Below are 19,827 nucleotides of genomic sequence, written 5' to 3' on the forward strand. Positions count from 1 at the left end.
ATGGCCAAGTCGAATAAACCCATCATCTGGGGTACCTTCGCAGCGGGCGGCACGGTCGCCGCGTTCGTTGCGCCGATCCTGATTTTGCTTTTCCTGCTTGCCGCGACTGGTCATGTCCCTCCCGGCCTCGACTATGTGAAGCTGCATAGCGTAGTCGCGCACTGGTTCGGCAAGGTGGTGACCTTCGTCGTGATCTTCCTGCTGCTTTGGAGCCAGGCACACCGGTTGCGCATTACCTGCTTTGACTTTGGCCTGCGTGCCGACACCTTGGTTGCCATCGTGTTCTATGCGCTCGCGGGAGTGGGCAGTATTGCGACAGTGGTTTATCTGGCAGGTATTTGAGCGAAACTTTCTTCGTGGCAAAGTTAATTGCTGCGAAGAAAGTTGATATATAATTTGGGTAGCAGAGTTCCTGCCACTCGGCGGCATAGTTAGTATGCAAAAGCGATAGATGTGGTTGGGCCGACGTGGTGAAATTGGTAGACACGCTATCTTGAGGGGGTAGTGACGAAAGTCGTGTGAGTTCGAGTCTCACCGTCGGCACCAGGTAACAAGGTGTGCCTGCATTTGCAGGCACCGAGTGATGCGGCGAATACCGCAAAGTGGATATGTTGGAAAGTTATTTTTCAATATTGGTATTTATGGTTGTTGGCACTGTTGTTGGGTGTCTGCCAATTATACTGGGCTGGTTTGTTGCTCCGCACCGGCCCGATGCAGAAAAAAATTCCGCATATGAATGCGGTTTTGAACCCTTTGAAGACGCACGTCAGAAATTCGATGTGCGTTATTACCTGATCGCCATCCTCTTTATTTTGTTCGATCTGGAAATTGCCTTCCTCTTCCCCTGGGCGACGATTTTTAAAGAGATCGTCAATACCCCTGAGGTCAAGTTCTTCGGATTCATCGAGATGCTGGTGTTTCTCGCCATCCTGCTTGTCGGCTATATCTATGCCTGGGCCAAAGGCGCCCTGGACTGGGAATAAGAGCGTCATGCATTTTTCATTTCTTTCTACCGTGGCCAGCATGTTCGTGGGCGCCCTTGGCCCATGGGAAAATGAAGCACCTATCCCCTGTCCCCTGCCCCGAGGGCAGGGGCAATTAGTCACCTCTCCCACTTGGAGGGAGAGGCAGGGAGTGGGAGTGCTTGAATATGGTGGCTCATGTCACCTCATGGAGGCGCCATGAGTATCGAAGGACTGATGCAGGAAGGTTTTGTTACTACCTCGCTCGATAAACTCATTAACTGGGCGCGTACCGGTTCAGTGTGGCCAGTGACTTTTGGCCTTGCCTGTTGCGCGATCGAAATGATTCACACTGGCGCCGCGCGCTATGACATCGACCGCTTTGGCATGTTGTTCCGGGCTACTCCGCGCCAGTCGGATCTAATGATTGTTGCCGGCACGTTGACCAACAAGATGGCTCCCGCGCTACGCAAGGTTTATGACCAGATTCCCGAACCGCGTTGGGTGATTTCGATGGGTTCCTGCGCCAACGGCGGCGGTTATTACCATTATGCTTATTCGGTGGTGCGTGGCGTTGATCGCATCGTGCCAGTCGATATCTACGTGCCTGGCTGCCCGCCGACGCCGGAAGCGTTGCTCTACGGCATCATTCAGTTGAAGAACAAGATCAGGCGTACTTCAACAATCGCCCGCCGCTAATCTATTAACGTTGCCCATACATTGACCTGCTGATATTGCCATGAGCGCCAAGCTGGAAAAGCTTTGTCAAAATTTAAATAGCGTACTGGGCGAACGCATCGTTAGCCTTGTCACCGTCGGTGGCGAGGTGACTCTAGTAGTGGCCGCGGCCGATTATTTGTCCGTGGCGAAAACATTGCGCGATGATGTGGACCTGCGCTTCGAGCAGTTGAGTGATTTATGTGGCGTCGATTACGCCGCCTATGGAGAGACGGCACCCATATCCCAGGAAAAGCTTGATGCAGCGCCCAGGTTCGCTGCCGTCAGCCATCTGCTCTCTGTCAGCCACAACTGGCGCCTGCGCTTGCGTGTGTTTGCTACCGACAACAGCTTTCCCGTGCTTGATTCCGTGACGCCGATCTGGAACAGCGCCAACTGGTTCGAACGCGAGGCTTTCGATCTTTTCGGCATCATGTTCGAGGGGCATGCCGATCTGCGTCGCATCCTGACCGACTACGGCTTCATCGGCCACCCCTTCCGCAAGGATTTTCCGGTCTCGGGTTATGTTGAAATGCGCTACGACCCGGATCAGAAACGGGTGATTTACCAGCCGGTGACCATCGAACCGCGCGAAGTCACGCCGCGCATTATCCGCGAAGAAAACTACGGGGACTCGCGTCGTGGCTGAAATCAAGAATTACACATTGAACTTCGGCCCGCAACACCCTGCTGCGCACGGTGTGTTGCGCTTGGTGCTTGAACTCGATGGCGAGGTAGTGGTGCGCGCCGATCCGCACATTGGCTTGCTGCACCGTGGTACCGAAAAACTCGCCGAGCATAAGACGTGGACGCAGACGCTTCCCTATCTGGATCGGCTTGACTACACCTCGGTGTTCATCAACGAGCATCCCTACGTGATGGCGGTTGAGAGACTCCTTGGGGTTGAAGTACCCCTGCGAGCACAGTACATCCGGGTGATGTTCGACGAACTGACGCGCATTCATAACCATCTGCTCAGCATCGGTGCCCATGCCATGGACGTCGGTGCCATGACCATGGTGCTCTATACGTTCCGCGAGCGCGAGGACATCGTCGACATGATGGAAGCCGTTTCCGGTGCGCGCATGCATGGGGCCTACTACCGGCCGGGTGGTGTCTATCGCGATCTGCCCGATAGCATGCCGTGCTACACGGTCAACAAGTTCAAGGATGCCGAGAGGGTGAAGGCGCTCAACACGGCGCGCTCCGGTTCGCTGCTTGACTTCATCGAAGACTTTGCCAATCGTTTTTCAGGCTGCTGCGACGACTACGAAACCCTGCTTACCGACAACCGCATTTGGAAGCAGCGTCTGGTTGATGTCGGTATCGTAACGCCCGAGCGGGCGTTGCAGTTGGGCTTCACCGGCCCGATGCTGCGTGGTTCCGGCATCGAATGGGACCTGCGCAAGAAGCAGCCCTACGAGGTTTACGACCGTCTCGACTTTGATATTCCGGTTGGCACCAATGGTGACAGTTATGACCGCTATCTGGTACGCATGGAAGAGATGCGCCAGGCCAACCGCATCATCAAGCAGTGTGTTGCCTGGTTGCGCGAGAATCCCGGCCCGGTGATTACTGACAACCACAAGGTGGCGCCGCCTTCGCGCGAGAAGATGAAGGGCAGCATGGAAGAGCTGATTCATCACTTCAAGCTTTACAGCGAAGGCATACATGTTCCCGCCGGTGAGGTCTATGCCGCCGTGGAGCATGGCAAGGGCGAGTTCGGTGTCTATCTGATTTCCGATGGTGCCAACAAGCCCTACCGCATGAAGCTGCGTTCCGCGGCGTTTACCCATCTTTCTGCCATGGATGAAATGGCAAAAGGCCACATGATCGCCGATGTGGTGACCATCATTGGAACCATGGACATCGTGTTTGGCGACGTTGACAGATAAAACCATGCTGAGCGAAGACGCATTCAAGAAAATCGACCGCGAGGTCAGCAAGTACCCGGCAGACCAGAAGCAGTCTGCCGCGATGGCAGCACTGCGTATCGCGCAGGCAGAGAAGGGCTGGCTGGCCAAGGAGACCATCGCGGAAGTCGCCCAGGTTCTCGGCATGGCGCCGATGGCTGTTTATGAGGTCGCCAGCTTTTACAACATGTACGATTTGCACCCGGTTGGCAAATACAAGCTGACAGTGTGTACCAATCTGCCATGCGCGCTTTCCGGCGGCGTCCACGCCGCCGAATACGTGAAGCAGAAGCTCGGCATCGACTTCAATGAAACCACGGCCGACGGCAAGTTCACCCTCAAGGAAGGCGAGTGCATGGGCGCTTGCGGCGATGCGCCGGTGATGCTGGTTAACAATATCCACATGAAGAGCTTCATGACGCCCGAAGAGATCGACAAATTGCTCGCGGAGTGCAAATAATGGCGTTTCTTGGTGCGATCAATCCGTTATTGACGGCAGGATGGACGAAGGGCGATGCCGGCTGGCATCTGAAGGATTATGTCGAACGCGGTGGCTACGAAGCCTTGCGCAAGATACTCACCGAAAAGATTTCTCCTGATCAGGTCATCGCCGAGGTCAAGACCTCCGTGTTGCGCGGCCGCGGCGGCGCGGGTTTTCCGGCTGGCCTGAAGTGGAGTTTCATGCCGAAGAACGCGCCCGAAAAGTATATCGTCTGCAATACGGATGAAGGCGAGCCGGGAACCTTCAAGGATCGCGACATCCTGCGCTACGATCCGCATTCGGTGATCGAAGGCATGATCATCGCCGGTTACGCGGTTGGTGCCGCGCGCGGCTATAACTACATCCACGGCGAGATATTCGAAATTTACGAGCGCTTCGAACAGGCGCTGGATGAAGCGCGCGCCGCCGGTTTCCTGGGGCAGAACATCCTTGGTTCGGGACTTGATTTCGACCTGTTTGCGCATCACGGTTGGGGTGCTTATATTTGCGGCGAGGAATCGGCGTTACTCGAATCCATTGAAGGCAAGAAGGGGCAGCCGCGCTTCAAGCCGCCGTTTCCCGCCAGCTACGGTCTTTACGGCAAGCCAACCACGATCAACAATACCGAGACTTTCGCGGCGGTGCCCTTCATCTTCAGGATGGGCGGCGAGGCCTACCTGAATCTCGGCAAACCCAACAATGGCGGCACCAAATTGTTTTCCGTGTCGGGCCACGTCAACAAGCCCGGCAATTACGAGGTGCCGCTCGGTACGCCGTTCGCCAAGCTGCTGGAAATGGCTGGCGGCATGCGCGGCGGCCGCAAGCTCAAGATGGTGATTCCAGGCGGCTCATCGGCGCCGGTGATTCCCGGCGAGATGATGATGGATCTCACCATGGATTACGACTCGATCGCCAAGGCCGGCTCCATGCTCGGCTCGGGCGCGGTGATCGTGATGGACGAAACCGTCTGCGCCGTGAAGGCGCTGGAGCGTCTGTCCTACTTCTATTTCGAGGAATCCTGCGGCCAATGCACGCCCTGCCGCGAAGGTACCGGCTGGATGTATCGCATCGTGCATCGCATCGAGAATGGCGAGGGGCGTCCCGGTGATCTTGATTTGCTGTCGTCCATCACACCGAACATCATGGGGCGCACCATCTGCGCACTGGGCGATGCGGCGGCGATGCCGGTCAACGGTTTCATCAAGCACTATCGCTCGGAATTTGAATTCCATATCGAGAACAAGCGTTGTCTGGTCCCGCCCGACGTGCAACGGGCGGGCAGCACCTTCTACACGGGGCCGTCATGCTAGAGATCGAAATCGACGGCCGCACCGCGCAGGTTGCCGAAGGCAGTACCGTCATCCAGGCCGCGCACCAGCTCGGCATCTATATTCCGCACTTCTGTTATCACAAAAAGCTGTCGATCGCGGCCAATTGCCGCATGTGCCTGGTGCAGGTCGAGAAGGCGCCGAAGCCGCTGCCGGCCTGCGCCACGCCAGTGACGGCAGGCATGAAGATATTTACGCATTCCGACATGGCGGTCAAGGCGCAAAAGGGCGTGATGGAGTTCCTGCTCATCAACCATCCGCTCGATTGCCCGATCTGCGATCAGGGCGGCGAATGCCAGTTGCAGGATCTCGCGGTCGGTTACGGCAGTTCCGCCTCGCGCTACCAGGAAGAAAAGCGCGTCGTCAGCAACAAGAATCTCGGTCCGCTGGTGTCGACCGACATGACCCGCTGCATCAACTGCACGCGCTGTGTGCGCTTCACGCAGGAAATTGCGGGCTTCATGGAATTGGGTCAGGCCTTCCGCGGCGAGCATGCCGAAATCATGCCCTTCGTCGAGAGGACCGTCGATACCGAACTTTCAGGCAACATCATCGATCTGTGTCCGGTTGGCGCGTTGACCTCGAAGCCGTTCCGCTTCGCCGCGCGGACTTGGGAGCTTTCGCGTCGGAAAACCGTGAGTCCGCATGACGCACTGGGTTCCAACCTTATTGTGCAGACGATACACAACAAGGTGTTGCGCGTTCTGCCGCTGGAAAATGAAGACATCAACGAATGCTGGATTTCGGACAAGGATCGTTTCTCCTACGAGGGACTCAATTCCGCCGAACGCCTGACAAAACCCATGGTCAAGCAAGGCGGCAAATGGCAAGAGGTCGAGTGGAACGCCGCCCTCGACTATGCTGCCCACGCCTTGCGCGATGTTGCCAAGGAACGCGGCGCATCCGCCATCGGTGCCTTGGCTAGTCCGCAGGCGACGCTGGAAGAACTGTTCCTGGCCGGCAAGTTGCTGCGCGGGCTCGGTTCCGACAACATCGATTTCCGTCTGCGCCAGAGTGATTTTTCGCTAGACGGCAAGCGCCATGGCACACCCTGGCTGGGCATGAAAATATCCGAGATCAGCAAGCTCGACCGCGTACTGGTCGTCGGTTCCTTTCTGCGCAAGGACCAACCGCTGATTGCGCAACGCCTGCGTCAGGCTGTCAAGCGGGGTACCCAGGTATCAGTAATACACTCGACCGACGAGGATCTGCTGCTCAAGTGCGCTGGCAAGTTGATTGTCGCGCCCTCGCGTCTGCCGCAGGCACTGGCCGAGGTGGTGAAGGCCGTGGCCGAGGCGAAGGGCACGGAGGAAAATGCCCTGCTGCCAGGGCTGTCAGCTCTAGTGCCTGGTACGGAAGCGAAGCAGATCGCCGCGAGTCTGATTGCGGGGAACAACAGTGCTGTATTGCTGGGCAACTTTGCCCAGCAGCACCCCCAGGCTGCCTCGCTGCATGCATTGGCCGCGCAACTGGCCGCATTGCTAGGCGGTAAGTCCGGTTTCCTTGGCGAAGCGTCCAACAGTGTTGGCGGTTATATAGCCAACGCGCTGCCGGCCACTGGCGGTTTGAATGCCTCGCGCATGCTGGCCGAGCCGCTGCAAGCCTATCTGCTGTTGCATGCCGAACCCGAACTCGATAGCGCCTACGGCAGCAAGGCTCTTAGGGCACTAAACCAGGCGAAGACGGTGGTCGTGCTCTCGCCCTTCAAATCGGCGGCGGCGCTTGAATATGCTGACGTGTTGTTGCCGGTGGCACCCTTTAGCGAAACCTCGGGCAGCTTCGTCAATACCGAAGGCCGGGTGCAGAGCTTCTACGCCGTGAACAAGCCGCTGGGCGAAGCCCGCCCGGCATGGAAGGTGCTGCGCGTACTCGGCAACCTGCTGAATCTCGATGGTTTCGAATATGAAAGCAGTGAAGATGTACGCAATGAGATTTTTGGCGGCGCTGCTCCCGAGTTTGCCCCTGGCCTCGACAACAATATTGGCGGTAGCGTGACGTTGTCTGTGATGATCGAGGCGGGAATTGAACGGATTGCCGATGTCCCCGCCTATTTTGCCGACCCACTGGTGCGACGTGCTTCCAGCTTGCAGAAAACCAGGGACGCGGCTGTGCCTACCGCGCGCATGAATGCGGCCATGCTGGACAGAGCCGGCGTTGTTGCCGGCAACCACATGCGTATTCGTCTGGGCGAGGGCGAGGCTGTTCTTGCGGCGCAACTTGATAGCGGCGTGCCTGATGGCTGTGTACGCATTGCCGCGGCTCATCCTGCCACGGCCAAGCTCGGCGCCATGCATGGCACGATTACCATGGAGGCGCTGTGATGGGCATCCAGTCGCTGTTGAACGCCATTTGGCCTGTGGTGTGGATTTTGATAAAAATCGTCGGGATACTCCTGCCGGTGTTGCTGGGCGTGGCCTACATGACCTATGCCGAGCGCAAGGTGCTTGGCGCGATGCAGGTTCGTATCGGTCCCAACCGGGTTGGCCCGTTGGGGTTGTTTCAGCCGTTTGCCGACGCTCTGAAGCTGGTCTTCAAGGAGATCATTGTCCCGTCAAAAGCCAGCAAAGGCCTCTATTTTCTCGGTCCCGCCATGGCCTTCGCCACCTCTTTGGTAGTCTGGGCCGTGGTGCCGTTCTCCGAAGGCTATGTGCTGGCCGACATCAACGCCGGCGTCCTTTACCTGCTGTCTATCAGTTCAGTCGGTGTCTATGGCATCATCATTGCGGGGTGGGCCTCCAATTCGAAGTATCCCTTCTTTGCCGCGATACGATCGTCGGCACAGATGGTGTCCTATGAAGTTTGCATGGGCTTCTCCCTGATCAGTGTGTTGATGATCTCATCCAGCCTCAATCTCACGGATATCGTGCATGGCCAGAGCAAAGGCATGTTCGCCGACATGGGCATGGGATTCCTGTCATGGAATTGGCTGCCGTTGCTGCCGATGTTCTTCGTCTACATGATTTCGTGCGTGGCTGAAACCAATCGTGCGCCATTCGACGTGGTCGAGGGTGAGTCCGAAATTATCGCCGGCCATATGGTTGAATACTCGGGCATGGCCTTCGCGCTGTTCTTTCTCTCTGAATACGCGAACATGATTCTGGTCTCGATCATGATCTCGATTTTCTTCCTGGGTGGCTGGCTTTCACCCGTGGGATTCCTGCCCGACAGCTTTGTCTGGTTGCTTGCCAAGGCATGTTCCCTCCTGTTTATGCTGCTCTGGCTCCGTGCCACTTTCCCGCGCTATCGCTACGACCAGATCATGCGTCTGGGCTGGAAGGTGTTCGTGCCCCTGTGCTTTATTTGGATTCCGGTAGTCGGTATCTGGATGATGTCGCCTATTAACATCTGGAAGTAAAAATGGTCTCCCACGCTCACTTTAGTATGCAGTCGCTCCACTCGGAAGAGGGCGGCATGCGCATGCCCTCCTGGGGCGATCCGGCGAGGATATGACCATGGGTGCCCGCGACCTGATCAAGAGCTTATTTCTCGGCGAACTGGGGCAAGGGTTGGCCGTTACTTGGCGCCACATGTTCGTGCCCAAGATCACCATTCAGTATCCTGAAGAAAAAACCCCGCTGTCGCCGCGCTTCCGCGGTCTGCATGCGCTGCGCCGCTACCCGAACGGGGAAGAGCGCTGCATTGCCTGCAAGCTGTGCGAGGCGGTGTGCCCGGCAATGGCGATCACCATCGAGTCGGAAGAGCGCGCAGACGGCAGCCGCCGTACCACGCGTTACGACATCGACCTGACCAAGTGCATATTCTGCGGCTTCTGCGAAGAGGCCTGTCCTGTGGATGCCATTGTCGAGACGAATGTATTCGAGTATCACGGCGAGATGCGCGGCGACCTTTACTACACCAAGCAGATGCTGCTCGCCAATGGAGACCGCTATGAAGCGGATATCGCCAAGGCGCGTGAGCAGGATGCCAAATACCGGTAAGCGATGATGGACTTCACGACAATCGTTTTCTACATATTTGCGGCGTTGGCGATCTTTGCAGCGGTGCGCGTCGTTACCGCCCGCAACCCCGTGCATGCCGTACTGTTTCTTGTTCTGACCTTCTTCAACGTCGCCGGACTCTGGCTTCTATTGCAGGCCGAGTTCCTCGCCATGGTACTGGTGATGGTTTATGTTGGCGCGGTCATGGTGCTGTTTCTGTTTGTCGTGATGATGCTCGATATTGATATTGAGCGTGTACGACAAGGTTTCTGGAACCACCTGCCACTGGGTTTGACCATCGGCCTGCTCATGGTTACCGAAATGGCAATAGTGCTGGCGGGCAAGTATTTCGGTCTTAATGTACTGCCGGCTCCGGTCATGGCGCCCGGCTACATTAATACCAAGGAACTCGGGCGGCTCTTATTTACCGACTATGTTTATCCCTTTGAACTGGCCTCGGTGGTGCTGCTGGTGGGCATCATCGCCGCCGTGATGCTGACCCTACGGCACCGCACGGACGTCAAGCACCTCGATCCATCACGTCAGATTGCCGTCAAGGCCAAAGATCGCCTCCGCATCATCAAGATGGCGAGCGAGAGAGAGCAGGGGGAATAACATGTTCGGATCTTTGTCGCTCTCCCACTACCTTATCCTGGCTGCGATCCTGTTTGCCATCGGCGTGGTTGGCATTTTTCTCAACCGCAAGAACCTGATCGTGCTGCTGATGGCAATAGAACTGATGCTGGTGGCGGTGAACCTCAACTTTATTGCCTTCTCGCATTACCTGAATGATCTTTCCGGGCAATTGTTCGTCTTTTTCATTCTGACAGTGGCGGCGGCGGAATCGAGTATCGGCCTCGCCATTCTCGTCGTGCTGTTCCGCAACCTTTCGTCGATCGATGTCGACGACCTCGATAGCCTAAAGGGATAAGGGAATGAACCCTCTCTACCTGATCATCCCTCTCGCGCCATTGCTGGGTGCCGTTCTTGCCGGTTTCTTCGGCAAGATCATCGGCCGCACTGGCGCACATACCGTGACCATTCTTGGCGTGCTGACATCCTTTGTCTGCTCGGTAATGGTGTTCAAGGACGTCATGGCCGGGCACACCTTCAACGGTACGGTCTATACGTGGCTGCAGTCTGGCGGCCTTAATATGCAAGTCGGCTTCCTCGTCGATCAGTTGACCGCGGTGATGATGATTGTCGTTACCTTCGTCTCGCTGATGGTGCATATCTACACCATTGGCTACATGGCTGAAGATCCCGGCTACCAGCGCTTCTTCAGCTACATATCATTGTTTACCTTCTCGATGTTGATGCTGGTGATGAGCAACAACTTCGTCCAGCTTTTCTTCGGCTGGGAAGCGGTGGGCCTGGTTTCCTACCTGCTGATCGGCTTCTGGTATACGCGGCCGACCGCGATTTATGCCAACCTCAAGGCCTTCCTGGTGAATCGCGTCGGCGACTTTGGCTTCCTGCTTGGCATCGGCCTTATCGCCGCCTATGCCGGCAGCCTCGACTATGCGACAGTGTTCGGCAAGAGCAAGGAACTGGCGACGCTGACCGAAGTCGTCACCGGCTGGCCGGTGATTACCGCCATCTGCATTGGCCTGTTCATCGGCGCCATGGGCAAGTCGGCGCAGTTTCCACTGCATGTCTGGCTGCCTGATTCGATGGAAGGCCCGACCCCGATCTCAGCCCTGATCCACGCCGCCACCATGGTCACGGCCGGCATCTTCATGGTGTCGCGCATGTCGCCGCTGTTTGAATTGTCCGATACGGCGCGCTCCTTCGTCATCGTGATTGGCGCCATCACTGCGCTGTTCATGGCCCTGATTGCCATTGTGCAGACCGACATCAAGCGCGTCGTCGCCTACTCGACCTTGTCGCAGCTCGGTTACATGACCACAGCGCTGGGCGCCTCGGCTTACTCGGTGGCCATCTTCCACCTGATGACCCATGCCTTCTTCAAGGCCGTGCTGTTCCTCGGTGCCGGTTCGGTCATCATTGCCATGCATCACGAACAGGATATGCGGCGCATGGGCGGCCTGCGCAAGTACATGCCGATCACCTTCATCACGATGCTGATCGGCGCCCTCGCCAACGCTGGCCTGCCGCCCTTTGCCGGCTTCTTCTCCAAGGACTCGATCATCGAGGCGGTGCATTTGGCTCAGATGCCGGGCGCTGGCTTCGCTTATCTGGCGATCCTGGCCGGGGTCTTCGTCGGCGGCTTCTATTCCTTCCGCCTAATCTTTTTCACTTTCTATGGCGAGGAACGCTTCCGTCATGCCGGTGGCCACCAAGGTGACCATGGCGATCACGGTCACGGCCATCATGCCGAGCCGCACGAGTCGCCCTGGGTCGTGACAGTGCCGCTGATTCTGCTCGCGATTCCGGCCATATGCGCCGGCTGGCTGATCGAGCCGATGCTTTTCGACGGCTATTTCGGCAATGCTATCTTCATTTCCCACGAGCACCATGGCCTTGCCGAAATGGCGGAGGAATTCCATGGCGTGATCCCGATGATGTTGCATGCCTTGACCACGCTACCGTTCTGGCTCGCGCTTTCAGGCGCCGTCACGGCGTGGTTCCTCTACATCGTTCGCCCGGATCTGCCGGCCGTCATCAAGCAGAAGTTCAGTTTCTTCGCCAACATCCTGGAACGGAAATATGGCTTTGACGAATTCAACGACTGGTTCTTCGCCGGTGGCTCGCGTCTGCTCGGCCGCGGCTTGTGGAAAGGCGGCGATCAGGCCCTGATCGATGGCATCGCGGTGAATGGCTCGGCGCGGATGGTCGACTGGATCGCCGGTGTGGTGCGTCTGTTCCAGACCGGCCACATCTACACCTATGCTTTCCTGATGATATTTGGCGTTGCAATCTTCCTGTTGCCTTTTCTGTTTCACGGGGCTTGGTAGCAAATAATGAATTCACATCTCTTGAGCCTTGCGATCTGGGTGCCAATCATCGGCGCTCTGTTCGTCTTCGCTGTCGGCCCTGAACGCCGCTGTGCCGCACGCTGGCTTACCCTTGTCGTGGCGCTGGCGGGTTTCGCCGTTACCCTGCCGCTACTGGCGGATTTCGATACGAGTTTCGTCGGCTTCCAGTTCATCGAACAAGCGCCCTGGATTCCGCGCTTCAATGCCCAATACCTGCTGGGGGTAGACGGCATTTCCGTACTCTTCATTATCCTCAATAGCCTGATCACCATTCTTGTTGTGCTGGCTGGCTGGGAAGTGATTCAGGAGAAGACATCCCAGTACATGGGCGCCTTTCTGGTTATGTCTGGCCTGATGAATGGCATCTTCGCATCGCTTGACGCAATGCTGTTTTACGTCTTCTTCGAAGCCTCCCTGATTCCCATGTACATCATCATCGGCGTCTGGGGCGGGCCTAACCGTGTTTATGCAGCCTTCAAGTTCTTCCTCTACACCCTGCTTGGTTCGTTGCTGATGCTGGTTTCGCTAATCTGGCTGTTCCTCGAAGCCGGTGGCAGCTTCAGCCTGGTCGACTGGTATAACCTGAAGATCGGCATGCAGCCGCAGATACTGTTGTTCCTTGCCTTCCTCGCCGCCTTCGCCGTCAAGGTGCCGATGTGGCCAGTGCATACCTGGCTGCCGGATGCCCACGTCGAGGCGCCTACCGGCGGCTCGGTGGTGCTGGCGGCGATCATGCTGAAGCTGGGCGCCTACGGTTTCCTGCGCTTCTCGCTGCCGATTGCGCCGGATGCCAGCCATGTCCTGGCGCCGCTGATGATCGGTCTCTCTTTGGTCGCCGTGGTCTATATCAACTTCGTCGCCCTGGTGCAGGCCGACATGAAGAAGCTGATTGCCTATTCGTCAATTGCGCACATGGGCTTCGTCACGCTCGGTTTCTTCATCTTCAACCAGATCGGCCTTGAAGGCGCGCTGGTGCAGATGATTTCCCACGGCTTTGTCTCCGCCGCCATGTTCCTTTGCATCGGCGTCATGTACGATCGCATGCACAGCCGCATGATCGCCGACTACGGCGGCCTGGTGAACACCATGCCGAAGTTTGCCGCGCTGTTCCTGTTCTTTGCCATGGCCAACTGCGGGCTGCCGGCGACCTCCGGCTTCGTCGGCGAATTCATGGTGGCGCTGGGCGCGATCAAGTTCAACTTCTGGGTCGGCTTCACCGCAGTAACGACGCTGATCTTCGGCGCCGCCTATACCCTGTGGATGTACAAGCGCGTTGCCTTTGGCGCCGTTGCCAACGCCCATGTCGGCAAACTCACCGACATCAACTCCCGCGAGTTCCTGGTCCTTGCCGTGCTGGCGCTTTGTGTGCTAGGCATGGGCCTTTATCCCTTCCCCTTCACCGACATCATGCATGCATCAGTGGATAACCTGCTGAAACATGTCGCGGTGAGCAAGCTTTAGGCCGAGAGATACGATGCTGAACCAGTTTGTCACGCCCGATCTCCTGCCGGCAGCGCCGGAAATTTTCCTGCTCGCCATGGCCGGCTTGATCCTGCTTGCCGATCTTGTCGTCGGCCGAGCGCAGCGCTGGATAATGCCGGCCCTGACGGTGATTGCCCTGGCCGGTAGCGCGCTCATTTCCTACACGACGATGGATGGTCGGCCAGCACTGACCTTTAGCAACATGTTCGTCGATGATTTTCTGGCGGATTTCCTCAAACTGGCGGTCGACATTGCAGTTATTGCTGTCGTCATCTACAGCCGCGCTTACCTTGTTGCACGTAATCTCGACAAGGGGGAGTACTACCTGCTGCTGCTCTTTGCCACGCTGGGCATGATGGTGATGATTTCCGCCGCGCATTTCCTCACCGTTTATCTGGGCCTGGAACTGCTCTCGCTTTCGCTCTATGCCCTGGTCGCCATTAACCGCGATTCGGTGCGCGCTACCGAAGCGGCGATGAAATATTTCGTCCTTGGTGCCTTGGCCTCGGGTCTGCTGCTGTATGGCATGTCCATGGTCTATGGCGCTACCGGTACGCTGCAAATTGGTGCGGTGGCGCAGGCCATCTTCCATGGCGACGCCAACGGTACCATCCTCGTCTTCGGCCTGGTTTTTATCGTTGCCGGTATTGCCTTCAAGCTCGGCGCTGTGCCCTTCCACATGTGGGTGCCCGACGTCTATGACGGCGCCCCGACCGCCATCACGCTGTTCATTGCCTCGGCGCCGAAGCTGGCGGCTTTTGCCATGGCCATGCGCCTGCTGGTGTTCGGTTTGTTCGAACTGGCCAGCCAGTGGCAGATCATGCTGCTGCTACTGGCGGTGCTCTCGATAGCCGTCGGTAACCTTGCCGCCATTGCCCAGACCAGTATCAAGCGCATGCTGGCCTATTCGGGTATTTCCCACATGGGTTTCATGCTGCTGGCGTTGATGAGCGGTGTTGTCAGCGGCCAGCCCGATCCTTTCGGTACGCTCAACGCCTACAGTTCCGCGCTCTACTACGTCGTCGCCTACGTCCTGATGGCGCTCGGTTCCTTCGGCATGGTGCTGCTGCTGTCACGTGCCGGCCATGAAGCCGACAAGCTCGACGACTTCAAGGGACTCAACAAGCGCAATCCATGGTTTGCCGGCGTTATGCTGGTGTTCATGTTCTCGATGGCCGGTATCCCGTTCTTCATCGGCTTCTTCGCCAAATTCTCGGTGCTGCTGGCGGCGGTCAGGGCCGGTTACGTCGCCGTTGTCGTCTTCGCCGTGATGTTCTCGCTGGTCGGCGCCTATTACTACTTGCGCGTGGTCAAGTTGATGTACTTTGACGCGCCAGTCGACAGCGCTCCCATCAATGCGCCTGTCGACATGCGCGTGCTGCTGTCCATGAACGGCTTGGCCGTCGCACTGCTGGGCTTGTTCCCGCAACTGGTGATGGCATGGTGCCAACTGGTACTGCAGCGGTCCTTATTTTAGAAAATTTCGCTCGGGTGCCACGCAAACGCGGATAGTGAAGGTTTGAGTGGCAGCGAGATAAAGGTTGGCCCATGGCTGACACAGACCTGATAGAAGCGGAATTGTCGAGTGAACTGATCTTTGACGGAGCGCTGCTCAAGGTCAGACGAGATCAGGTGCGCACGCCGTCAGGCGGCACCGCGGTGCGTGAGTGGATATCGCATCCCGGCGCGGTGGTGGTTCTTGCCCAACTTGACAATGGCAAGTTGTTGTTCGAACGCCAATTCCGCTATCCCTTGCGCCGCATTTTCATTGAGTTGCCTGCCGGCAAGATCGACAGCAACGAACATGCGCTCGATACGGCGCGCCGCGAGTTGCGTGAGGAAACGGGCTACAAGGCGCGCAACTGGCGCCACATTGGCACCATGCATCCCTGTATCGGTTATTCGGACGAACACATCGAAATTTTTTTTGCACACGGACTCAGCTTCGTGGGCAGCGGCTGTGATGACGAAGAATTCCTGGAAGTGCTGGAAATGAGCCTGACCGATGCGATGCTGGCAATTCGCGACGGCGAAATCACCGACGCGAAAACCATCACTGCGTTACTATGGGCGGAAAAACTGATCAGCGGCGAATGGCAGTAGTGGGCCGTTATTGCATCAGGCAGACAAACGCCGGGGGAGTCTTGTATGAAGCCCATTGATTTACCGGTTTCGCTGGAACGAGAAGAACTGCGCGGTCTAGCGCGCACGGTGGCCGAGATCGAATGGTTGCTGCTGGTGCTGGTATTGCTGTATCAGGCTTTCGGTGGCCCCAAGGAAGAGGATCGTGCCGCCATCTCCATGGCCATGATGTTCTTTGCCGCCTTCGTTCTTACCTTCCGCTATACAAACTTTTATCGTACCGAGTCGCGCTGGAAGATCGCGATCGAGACCTGGGTCATGATTGTTTTCATCACCTGGTCGCTGTGGTTCACCGGCAAACTCGGAAGTCCGCTGCTTAATTGCTACCTGCTTGTCATTATTACCAGTGCGCTGACGCTGGGCAAGCTATCGACCGCGGCAGAACTGCTCGTGATCAGCCTGGCGCTGCTTATGCTGGGCCATGAGTCGGCCCAGGACTGGCTGTTGTCCCTCAGCAATATTGGCGGCATGGCCGTCCTGTTTGTGCCCTTCATACTCGTCGGCTATGTGACAACCATGTTCTCGGCCGATATCCGCTACGGCCTGAGTAAAGTCAAAGCCTTGTCGGAAACCGATGAGCTCACCGGACTGCTCAATCGCCGCGCGTTTTCCATTGTTGCCACGCGCATGTTTGGCCAGGCGACGCGCTACACCCGCCCGCTGAGTATTCTGATGATCGATTCCGACGGCTTGAAGCAGGTCAATGACAGGTACGGCCACGGCGCCGGCGATGACATGTTGCGCATGCTGGCGCAATGCATCCAGCACGAGCTGCGCTCCACCGACGTATTGGCGCGGCAGGGCGGCGACGAGTTTGTCGCCCTGCTGCCGGAGACCAGCGCCGCCAGCGCCCGTGAAGTTGCCGAGCGGGTGCGTCATGCCGTCGAAAATGCGCGCACCGAGGTGGGCAGTGAATTGGTGCAAAATACCATCAGCATCGGTATCGCCACTTATCCTGACGATGGCCGCATTCTCGAAACCCTGCTCGTCAATGCCGATAGCGCCCTCTATCGCGCCAAGGCCGCAGGACGCAATCTCGTGGCCGAGTTTACGGCGTCTGAGCCGGATTTAGCGTAGCGCGCACGTTACGCCGGCTTTCTGCGGCCCCCTTATTGCTACGGTGAACATGGTTTTCACCCATCCCTGCGGTGGTGATGGAAACCAGAACGGCATGGCGTCAAGCCTGCTCCGGGTACCAGGCCAGCTGGTCGTGCAGTTTCACCACTTCGCCGACGATGATCAAGGTTGGCGCCTGCAAGACGGCTTCGGCGGCGAGCCGGGGCAGAGTGGCGAGCGTGCCGGTAATGGTGCGCTGTTTCGGCGTGGTGGCCTGCTGCACGATTGCCGCCGGCCAATCGGTGGGCAGGCCGTGTTCGATCAGTTTCGCGCACAGGTTCGGCAGGCCGACCAGACCCATGTAGATCACCACAGTCTGCCTGCGTCGCGCCAGGCCAGGCCAGTCGAGATTGATGCTGTCGTCCTTAAGGTGGCCGGTGACGAAAACGCAAGCCTGCGCGTAATCACGATGCGTGAGTGGTATGCCGGCATAGGCGGCGACGCCGCTGGCCGCCGTGATGCCCGGCGTTACTTCGAAGGGTATGCCGTGAGCGAAAAGCGTTTCGACCTCTTCGCCGCCGCGACCGAAGATGTAGGGATCGCCGCCCTTGAGCCGCACCACTCGCTTGTTTTCCCGGGCCAGTCGCACCAGCAGCAGGTTGAGTTCATGTTGCGGCAGCGTGTGTCTGCCGCGCCGCTTGCCGGCGGAGATCCGCTCAGCATTGGGAAGGACAAGATCGAGTATGGCCGGCGAGACCAGATAGTCGTACACCACGACGTCGGCTTCGCCGATCAGCCGCGCGGCGCGCAGGGTCAATAGTTCCGGATCGCCGGGGCCGGCGCCAACCAGATAGACGGTGCCGGGAATGGCGCCGAGAGTATGTTTCGAGTCCATTGCTGCAAGTATGTCTGGAAGCGAGAGCGAAGTGAAGCGCCAACATATAATCCGTCATCTTCCTGTTGATGGTCATAGCGTGGAAAATTTGGCTCCTGAACTTGAACGTAAGCTGGCTAATGCCGTTGAGCGCATGCCGGCATTTCCGCGCTGTGTGCAGCGGGTGCTCGAGTTGACGCGCGACATCAACTGCAAACCGAAAGACATGGTGGCCGTGATCGAGAAAGATCCGGTGATGACCATGAATATCCTCAGGGTCATCAACTCCGCTTGCTATGCTCTGCCGCAGCGGATCACTTCGGTCAACCAGTCGGTCGTCTACCTCGGCATCAACACCATCAAGAACTTGTCGCTTTCGGTGGCGGCGGCGGGTATGCTGCCGTCCTCCAATACGGCGGAGTTTGATACCCAGCGTTACTTGATCCATTCGCTGGCTACCGCCGCGGTTGCGCGCCAGCTTTGCACCGCCTACGGTGGCGAAGAAGCTGATCCTGGCGATTGCTACGTGGCCGGCCTGCTGCATGATTTCGGCAAAGTAGTGTTTGCCCAGTTCATGGTGACCGAATTCCGCAATGCGTTGACGCTGAGTGCGACCGAAAACTTGCCTCTCCACATTGCCGAGCGCCAGATGATTGGCATCGATCATGGTTACGCCGGGGCGATGCTGGCTTCACGCTGGAAATTTTCCAGACCACTGGTCGAATGTATTCGCAACCATCATGTCGAGAGCGCAGGACCCACAGTGATGCTTGATTGCCTGCGTGTGGCCGACCAGATCTGCCATGGCGTAGGGCTGGATGATGAGCTTGCACTGTGGGATGATCAGGTACCCGCAGCGCCCGAACGCTTTGGAAACAAAATGGGACAAGTAGTGGCGAGGTTGGGCGATCTGCGAAAAAACATCGACGAGGTGCGTGCTTTCGCCCTCGCGGAGAAGAGCAAATGAAGATTCGATTCTGGGGCGTGCGTGGTTCCATACCATCTCCTGGCCCGAAAACCGCACGCTACGGCGGTAATACCACCTGCATCGAAGTGCGGTCGGATGCGGGCGAACTGATCATCATCGATGCCGGCACCGGCATTGCCGCGCTCTCGCAAGCACTGCTCGGCAAGTTGCCGGTAAAAGCCAACATTTTCATCACCCACACCCACTGGGACCATATTCATGGCCTGCCTTTCTTCCTGCCTTTCTTCATTCCGGGCAACAAGGTCAAACTGCATGGCGCCTTCGACATCATTACCGGGCATGGCGTCCAGCAGGTAATGGAAGTGCAGATGCAGTACAGCTACTTCCCGATCCGCGAGGCTGAACTGCGCGCCGCCATCGAATACCAGACGCTGGAGATCGGCGAGACCGTGACCGTTGGCGATGCGACGGTCAGTTCGACGCTGCTTAACCATCCGGTGGTCGATTTCGGCTATCGCGTCAGTTGCAACGGCAAGTCGATGTTCTTTACCGGCGATCACGAGCCCTGGTACAACATTTACGATCTCGGGGACGAGGGTTACGATGAGTTTCAGGCCATGATTGACGAGAAGCAGAAGTGCATGGACGATTTCCTGCGCGGGGTCGATGTTCTCATCGTGGACTGTTCCTACACCACAGCCGAATACCCTGCCAAACGCGGCTGGGGGCATGGCACCTTCGCCGGCGCCATTGAGCTCGCGCGCCGCGTCGGGGCAAAGCAATTGGTATGCACACACCATGAACCCACACGCAGCGACGACGAACTGGAGCGCGTATTCGATGAAGTGCTGCAACAGTATCCGCCACAGCCGGGTGATTCGAAGATCATGCTGTCGTATGAAGGGTTGGAGATCGACCTGTGACGCGACCATTGCTGATGGCTGCCCCTGTCAGGAAACCACTCAGGTTCCCTGTCTTCCCCAATAAAGTCATTGAATTGACGGCTTTTCCTGTGTAGAATCGCCCCCCTTTCCACCTTGCTCCACCTATCCGCATGTAGGGGGGCT

General features: G+C 57.6%; 19 protein-coding genes, 1 tRNA gene and 1 pseudogene. 20 read left to right on the forward strand and 1 reads right to left on the reverse strand.

Annotation, left to right across the window (positions count from 1 at the left end):
- The 18 genes from frdD (at position 1) to K5E80_RS02175 (ending at position 16,979) form a co-directional block, all read left to right on the forward strand.
- On the forward strand, positions 1–342 hold the full coding sequence (gene frdD / locus K5E80_RS02090) for a fumarate reductase subunit FrdD (RefSeq protein ID WP_220634598.1): 342 nt from the start codon (positions 1–3) through the stop codon (positions 340–342).
- A 119-nt stretch (positions 343–461) separates the two neighbouring features.
- Positions 462–546: transfer RNA gene (locus K5E80_RS02095), tRNA-Leu, on the forward strand.
- Positions 547–608: 62 nt separating this feature from the next.
- Positions 609–983 carry an NADH-quinone oxidoreductase subunit A gene (locus tag K5E80_RS02100; protein ID WP_220637199.1) on the forward strand — a complete coding sequence of 125 codons (375 nt, stop codon included), beginning with the start codon at positions 609–611 and terminating at the stop codon, positions 981–983.
- A gap of 198 nt (positions 984–1,181) precedes the next feature.
- Complete coding sequence (locus K5E80_RS02105) at positions 1,182–1,661, forward strand: NuoB/complex I 20 kDa subunit family protein (RefSeq protein ID WP_220634599.1); 480 nt, start codon at positions 1,182–1,184, stop codon at positions 1,659–1,661.
- A gap of 40 nt (positions 1,662–1,701) precedes the next feature.
- Positions 1,702–2,328 carry an NADH-quinone oxidoreductase subunit C gene (locus K5E80_RS02110; RefSeq protein WP_220634600.1) on the forward strand — a complete coding sequence of 209 codons (627 nt, stop codon included), beginning with the start codon at positions 1,702–1,704 and terminating at the stop codon, positions 2,326–2,328.
- Positions 2,321–3,574, forward strand: a complete 1,254-nt coding sequence (locus tag K5E80_RS02115) for an NADH-quinone oxidoreductase subunit D (protein ID WP_220634601.1) — start codon at positions 2,321–2,323, stop codon at positions 3,572–3,574. Before K5E80_RS02110 ends, K5E80_RS02115 begins: the two co-directional genes overlap by 8 nt.
- A gap of 4 nt (positions 3,575–3,578) precedes the next feature.
- Positions 3,579–4,052, forward strand: a complete 474-nt coding sequence (gene nuoE, locus K5E80_RS02120; protein WP_220634602.1) for an NADH-quinone oxidoreductase subunit NuoE — start codon at positions 3,579–3,581, stop codon at positions 4,050–4,052.
- The gene (nuoF, locus tag K5E80_RS02125; RefSeq protein WP_220634603.1) at positions 4,052–5,383 is read left to right on the forward strand and encodes an NADH-quinone oxidoreductase subunit NuoF; all 1,332 of its coding nucleotides are present in this window, start codon (positions 4,052–4,054) and stop codon (positions 5,381–5,383) included. Before nuoE ends, nuoF begins: the two co-directional genes overlap by 1 nt.
- Complete coding sequence (nuoG, locus tag K5E80_RS02130; protein WP_220634604.1) at positions 5,377–7,722, forward strand: NADH-quinone oxidoreductase subunit NuoG; 2,346 nt, start codon at positions 5,377–5,379, stop codon at positions 7,720–7,722. Before nuoF ends, nuoG begins: the two co-directional genes overlap by 7 nt.
- Positions 7,722–8,756 carry an NADH-quinone oxidoreductase subunit NuoH gene (gene nuoH, locus K5E80_RS02135; RefSeq protein ID WP_220634605.1) on the forward strand — a complete coding sequence of 345 codons (1,035 nt, stop codon included), beginning with the start codon at positions 7,722–7,724 and terminating at the stop codon, positions 8,754–8,756. Before nuoG ends, nuoH begins: the two co-directional genes overlap by 1 nt.
- Before the next feature lie 97 nt (positions 8,757–8,853).
- The gene (gene nuoI, locus K5E80_RS02140) at positions 8,854–9,339 is read left to right on the forward strand and encodes an NADH-quinone oxidoreductase subunit NuoI (protein WP_220634606.1); all 486 of its coding nucleotides are present in this window, start codon (positions 8,854–8,856) and stop codon (positions 9,337–9,339) included.
- A gap of 6 nt (positions 9,340–9,345) precedes the next feature.
- Positions 9,346–9,954, forward strand: a complete 609-nt coding sequence (locus tag K5E80_RS02145; protein WP_220634607.1) for an NADH-quinone oxidoreductase subunit J — start codon at positions 9,346–9,348, stop codon at positions 9,952–9,954.
- A gap of 1 nt (position 9,955) precedes the next feature.
- On the forward strand, positions 9,956–10,270 hold the full coding sequence (nuoK, locus tag K5E80_RS02150) for an NADH-quinone oxidoreductase subunit NuoK (RefSeq protein WP_220634608.1): 315 nt from the start codon (positions 9,956–9,958) through the stop codon (positions 10,268–10,270).
- A 4-nt stretch (positions 10,271–10,274) separates the two neighbouring features.
- Positions 10,275–12,257 (forward strand): NADH-quinone oxidoreductase subunit L, encoded by a 1,983-nt coding sequence (gene nuoL, locus K5E80_RS02155; protein ID WP_220634609.1) that lies wholly within the window; start codon positions 10,275–10,277, stop codon positions 12,255–12,257.
- 6 nt (positions 12,258–12,263) lie between these two features.
- On the forward strand, positions 12,264–13,739 hold the full coding sequence (locus K5E80_RS02160) for an NADH-quinone oxidoreductase subunit M (protein WP_220634610.1): 1,476 nt from the start codon (positions 12,264–12,266) through the stop codon (positions 13,737–13,739).
- Positions 13,740–13,752: 13 nt separating this feature from the next.
- On the forward strand, positions 13,753–15,237 hold the full coding sequence (gene nuoN / locus K5E80_RS02165) for an NADH-quinone oxidoreductase subunit NuoN (RefSeq protein WP_220634611.1): 1,485 nt from the start codon (positions 13,753–13,755) through the stop codon (positions 15,235–15,237).
- 71 nt (positions 15,238–15,308) lie between these two features.
- Positions 15,309–15,863, forward strand: coding sequence for an NUDIX domain-containing protein (locus K5E80_RS02170; protein ID WP_220634612.1), 555 nt, complete (start codon positions 15,309–15,311; stop codon positions 15,861–15,863).
- A 45-nt stretch (positions 15,864–15,908) separates the two neighbouring features.
- Positions 15,909–16,979, forward strand: coding sequence for a GGDEF domain-containing protein (locus K5E80_RS02175; protein ID WP_220634613.1), 1,071 nt, complete (start codon positions 15,909–15,911; stop codon positions 16,977–16,979).
- A gap of 100 nt (positions 16,980–17,079) precedes the next feature.
- On the opposite strand, the pseudogene cobA reads toward K5E80_RS02175, so the two are convergent.
- A pseudogene (gene cobA / locus K5E80_RS02180) lies at positions 17,080–17,820 on the reverse strand (uroporphyrinogen-III C-methyltransferase); the annotation flags it as partial.
- A gap of 4 nt (positions 17,821–17,824) precedes the next feature.
- Between cobA and K5E80_RS02185 the strand changes: the two are divergent.
- Positions 17,825–18,799, forward strand: a complete 975-nt coding sequence (locus K5E80_RS02185) for an HDOD domain-containing protein (protein WP_246591034.1) — start codon at positions 17,825–17,827, stop codon at positions 18,797–18,799.
- A complete protein-coding gene (locus K5E80_RS02190; RefSeq protein ID WP_220634616.1) occupies positions 18,796–19,683 on the forward strand; it encodes an MBL fold metallo-hydrolase in 888 nt (295 codons plus the stop codon). The genes K5E80_RS02185 and K5E80_RS02190 overlap by 4 nt, the downstream gene beginning before the upstream one ends.
- Positions 19,684–19,827: the final 144 nt, after the last annotated feature.

This window comes from Georgfuchsia toluolica (assembly GCF_907163265.1).
Lineage (GTDB): Bacteria > Pseudomonadota > Gammaproteobacteria > Burkholderiales > Rhodocyclaceae > Georgfuchsia > Georgfuchsia toluolica.

Coding starts and splice junctions, on each gene's coding strand:
- frdD (WP_220634598.1), top strand. CDS start 1: ATGGCCAAGTCGAATAAACCCATCATCTGGGGTACCTTCGCAGCGGGC.
- K5E80_RS02100 (WP_220637199.1), top strand. CDS start 609: ATGTTGGAAAGTTATTTTTCAATATTGGTATTTATGGTTGTTGGCACT.
- K5E80_RS02105 (WP_220634599.1), top strand. CDS start 1,182: ATGAGTATCGAAGGACTGATGCAGGAAGGTTTTGTTACTACCTCGCTC.
- K5E80_RS02110 (WP_220634600.1), top strand. CDS start 1,702: ATGAGCGCCAAGCTGGAAAAGCTTTGTCAAAATTTAAATAGCGTACTG.
- nuoE (WP_220634602.1), top strand. CDS start 3,579: ATGCTGAGCGAAGACGCATTCAAGAAAATCGACCGCGAGGTCAGCAAG.
- nuoF (WP_220634603.1), top strand. CDS start 4,052: ATGGCGTTTCTTGGTGCGATCAATCCGTTATTGACGGCAGGATGGACG.
- nuoG (WP_220634604.1), top strand. CDS start 5,377: ATGCTAGAGATCGAAATCGACGGCCGCACCGCGCAGGTTGCCGAAGGC.
- nuoH (WP_220634605.1), top strand. CDS start 7,722: ATGGGCATCCAGTCGCTGTTGAACGCCATTTGGCCTGTGGTGTGGATT.
- nuoI (WP_220634606.1), top strand. CDS start 8,854: ATGGGTGCCCGCGACCTGATCAAGAGCTTATTTCTCGGCGAACTGGGG.
- K5E80_RS02145 (WP_220634607.1), top strand. CDS start 9,346: ATGGACTTCACGACAATCGTTTTCTACATATTTGCGGCGTTGGCGATC.
- nuoK (WP_220634608.1), top strand. CDS start 9,956: ATGTTCGGATCTTTGTCGCTCTCCCACTACCTTATCCTGGCTGCGATC.
- nuoL (WP_220634609.1), top strand. CDS start 10,275: ATGAACCCTCTCTACCTGATCATCCCTCTCGCGCCATTGCTGGGTGCC.
- K5E80_RS02160 (WP_220634610.1), top strand. CDS start 12,264: ATGAATTCACATCTCTTGAGCCTTGCGATCTGGGTGCCAATCATCGGC.
- nuoN (WP_220634611.1), top strand. CDS start 13,753: ATGCTGAACCAGTTTGTCACGCCCGATCTCCTGCCGGCAGCGCCGGAA.
- K5E80_RS02170 (WP_220634612.1), top strand. CDS start 15,309: ATGGCTGACACAGACCTGATAGAAGCGGAATTGTCGAGTGAACTGATC.
- K5E80_RS02175 (WP_220634613.1), top strand. CDS start 15,909: ATGAAGCCCATTGATTTACCGGTTTCGCTGGAACGAGAAGAACTGCGC.
- K5E80_RS02185 (WP_246591034.1), top strand. CDS start 17,825: ATGGCGCCGAGAGTATGTTTCGAGTCCATTGCTGCAAGTATGTCTGGA.
- K5E80_RS02190 (WP_220634616.1), top strand. CDS start 18,796: ATGAAGATTCGATTCTGGGGCGTGCGTGGTTCCATACCATCTCCTGGC.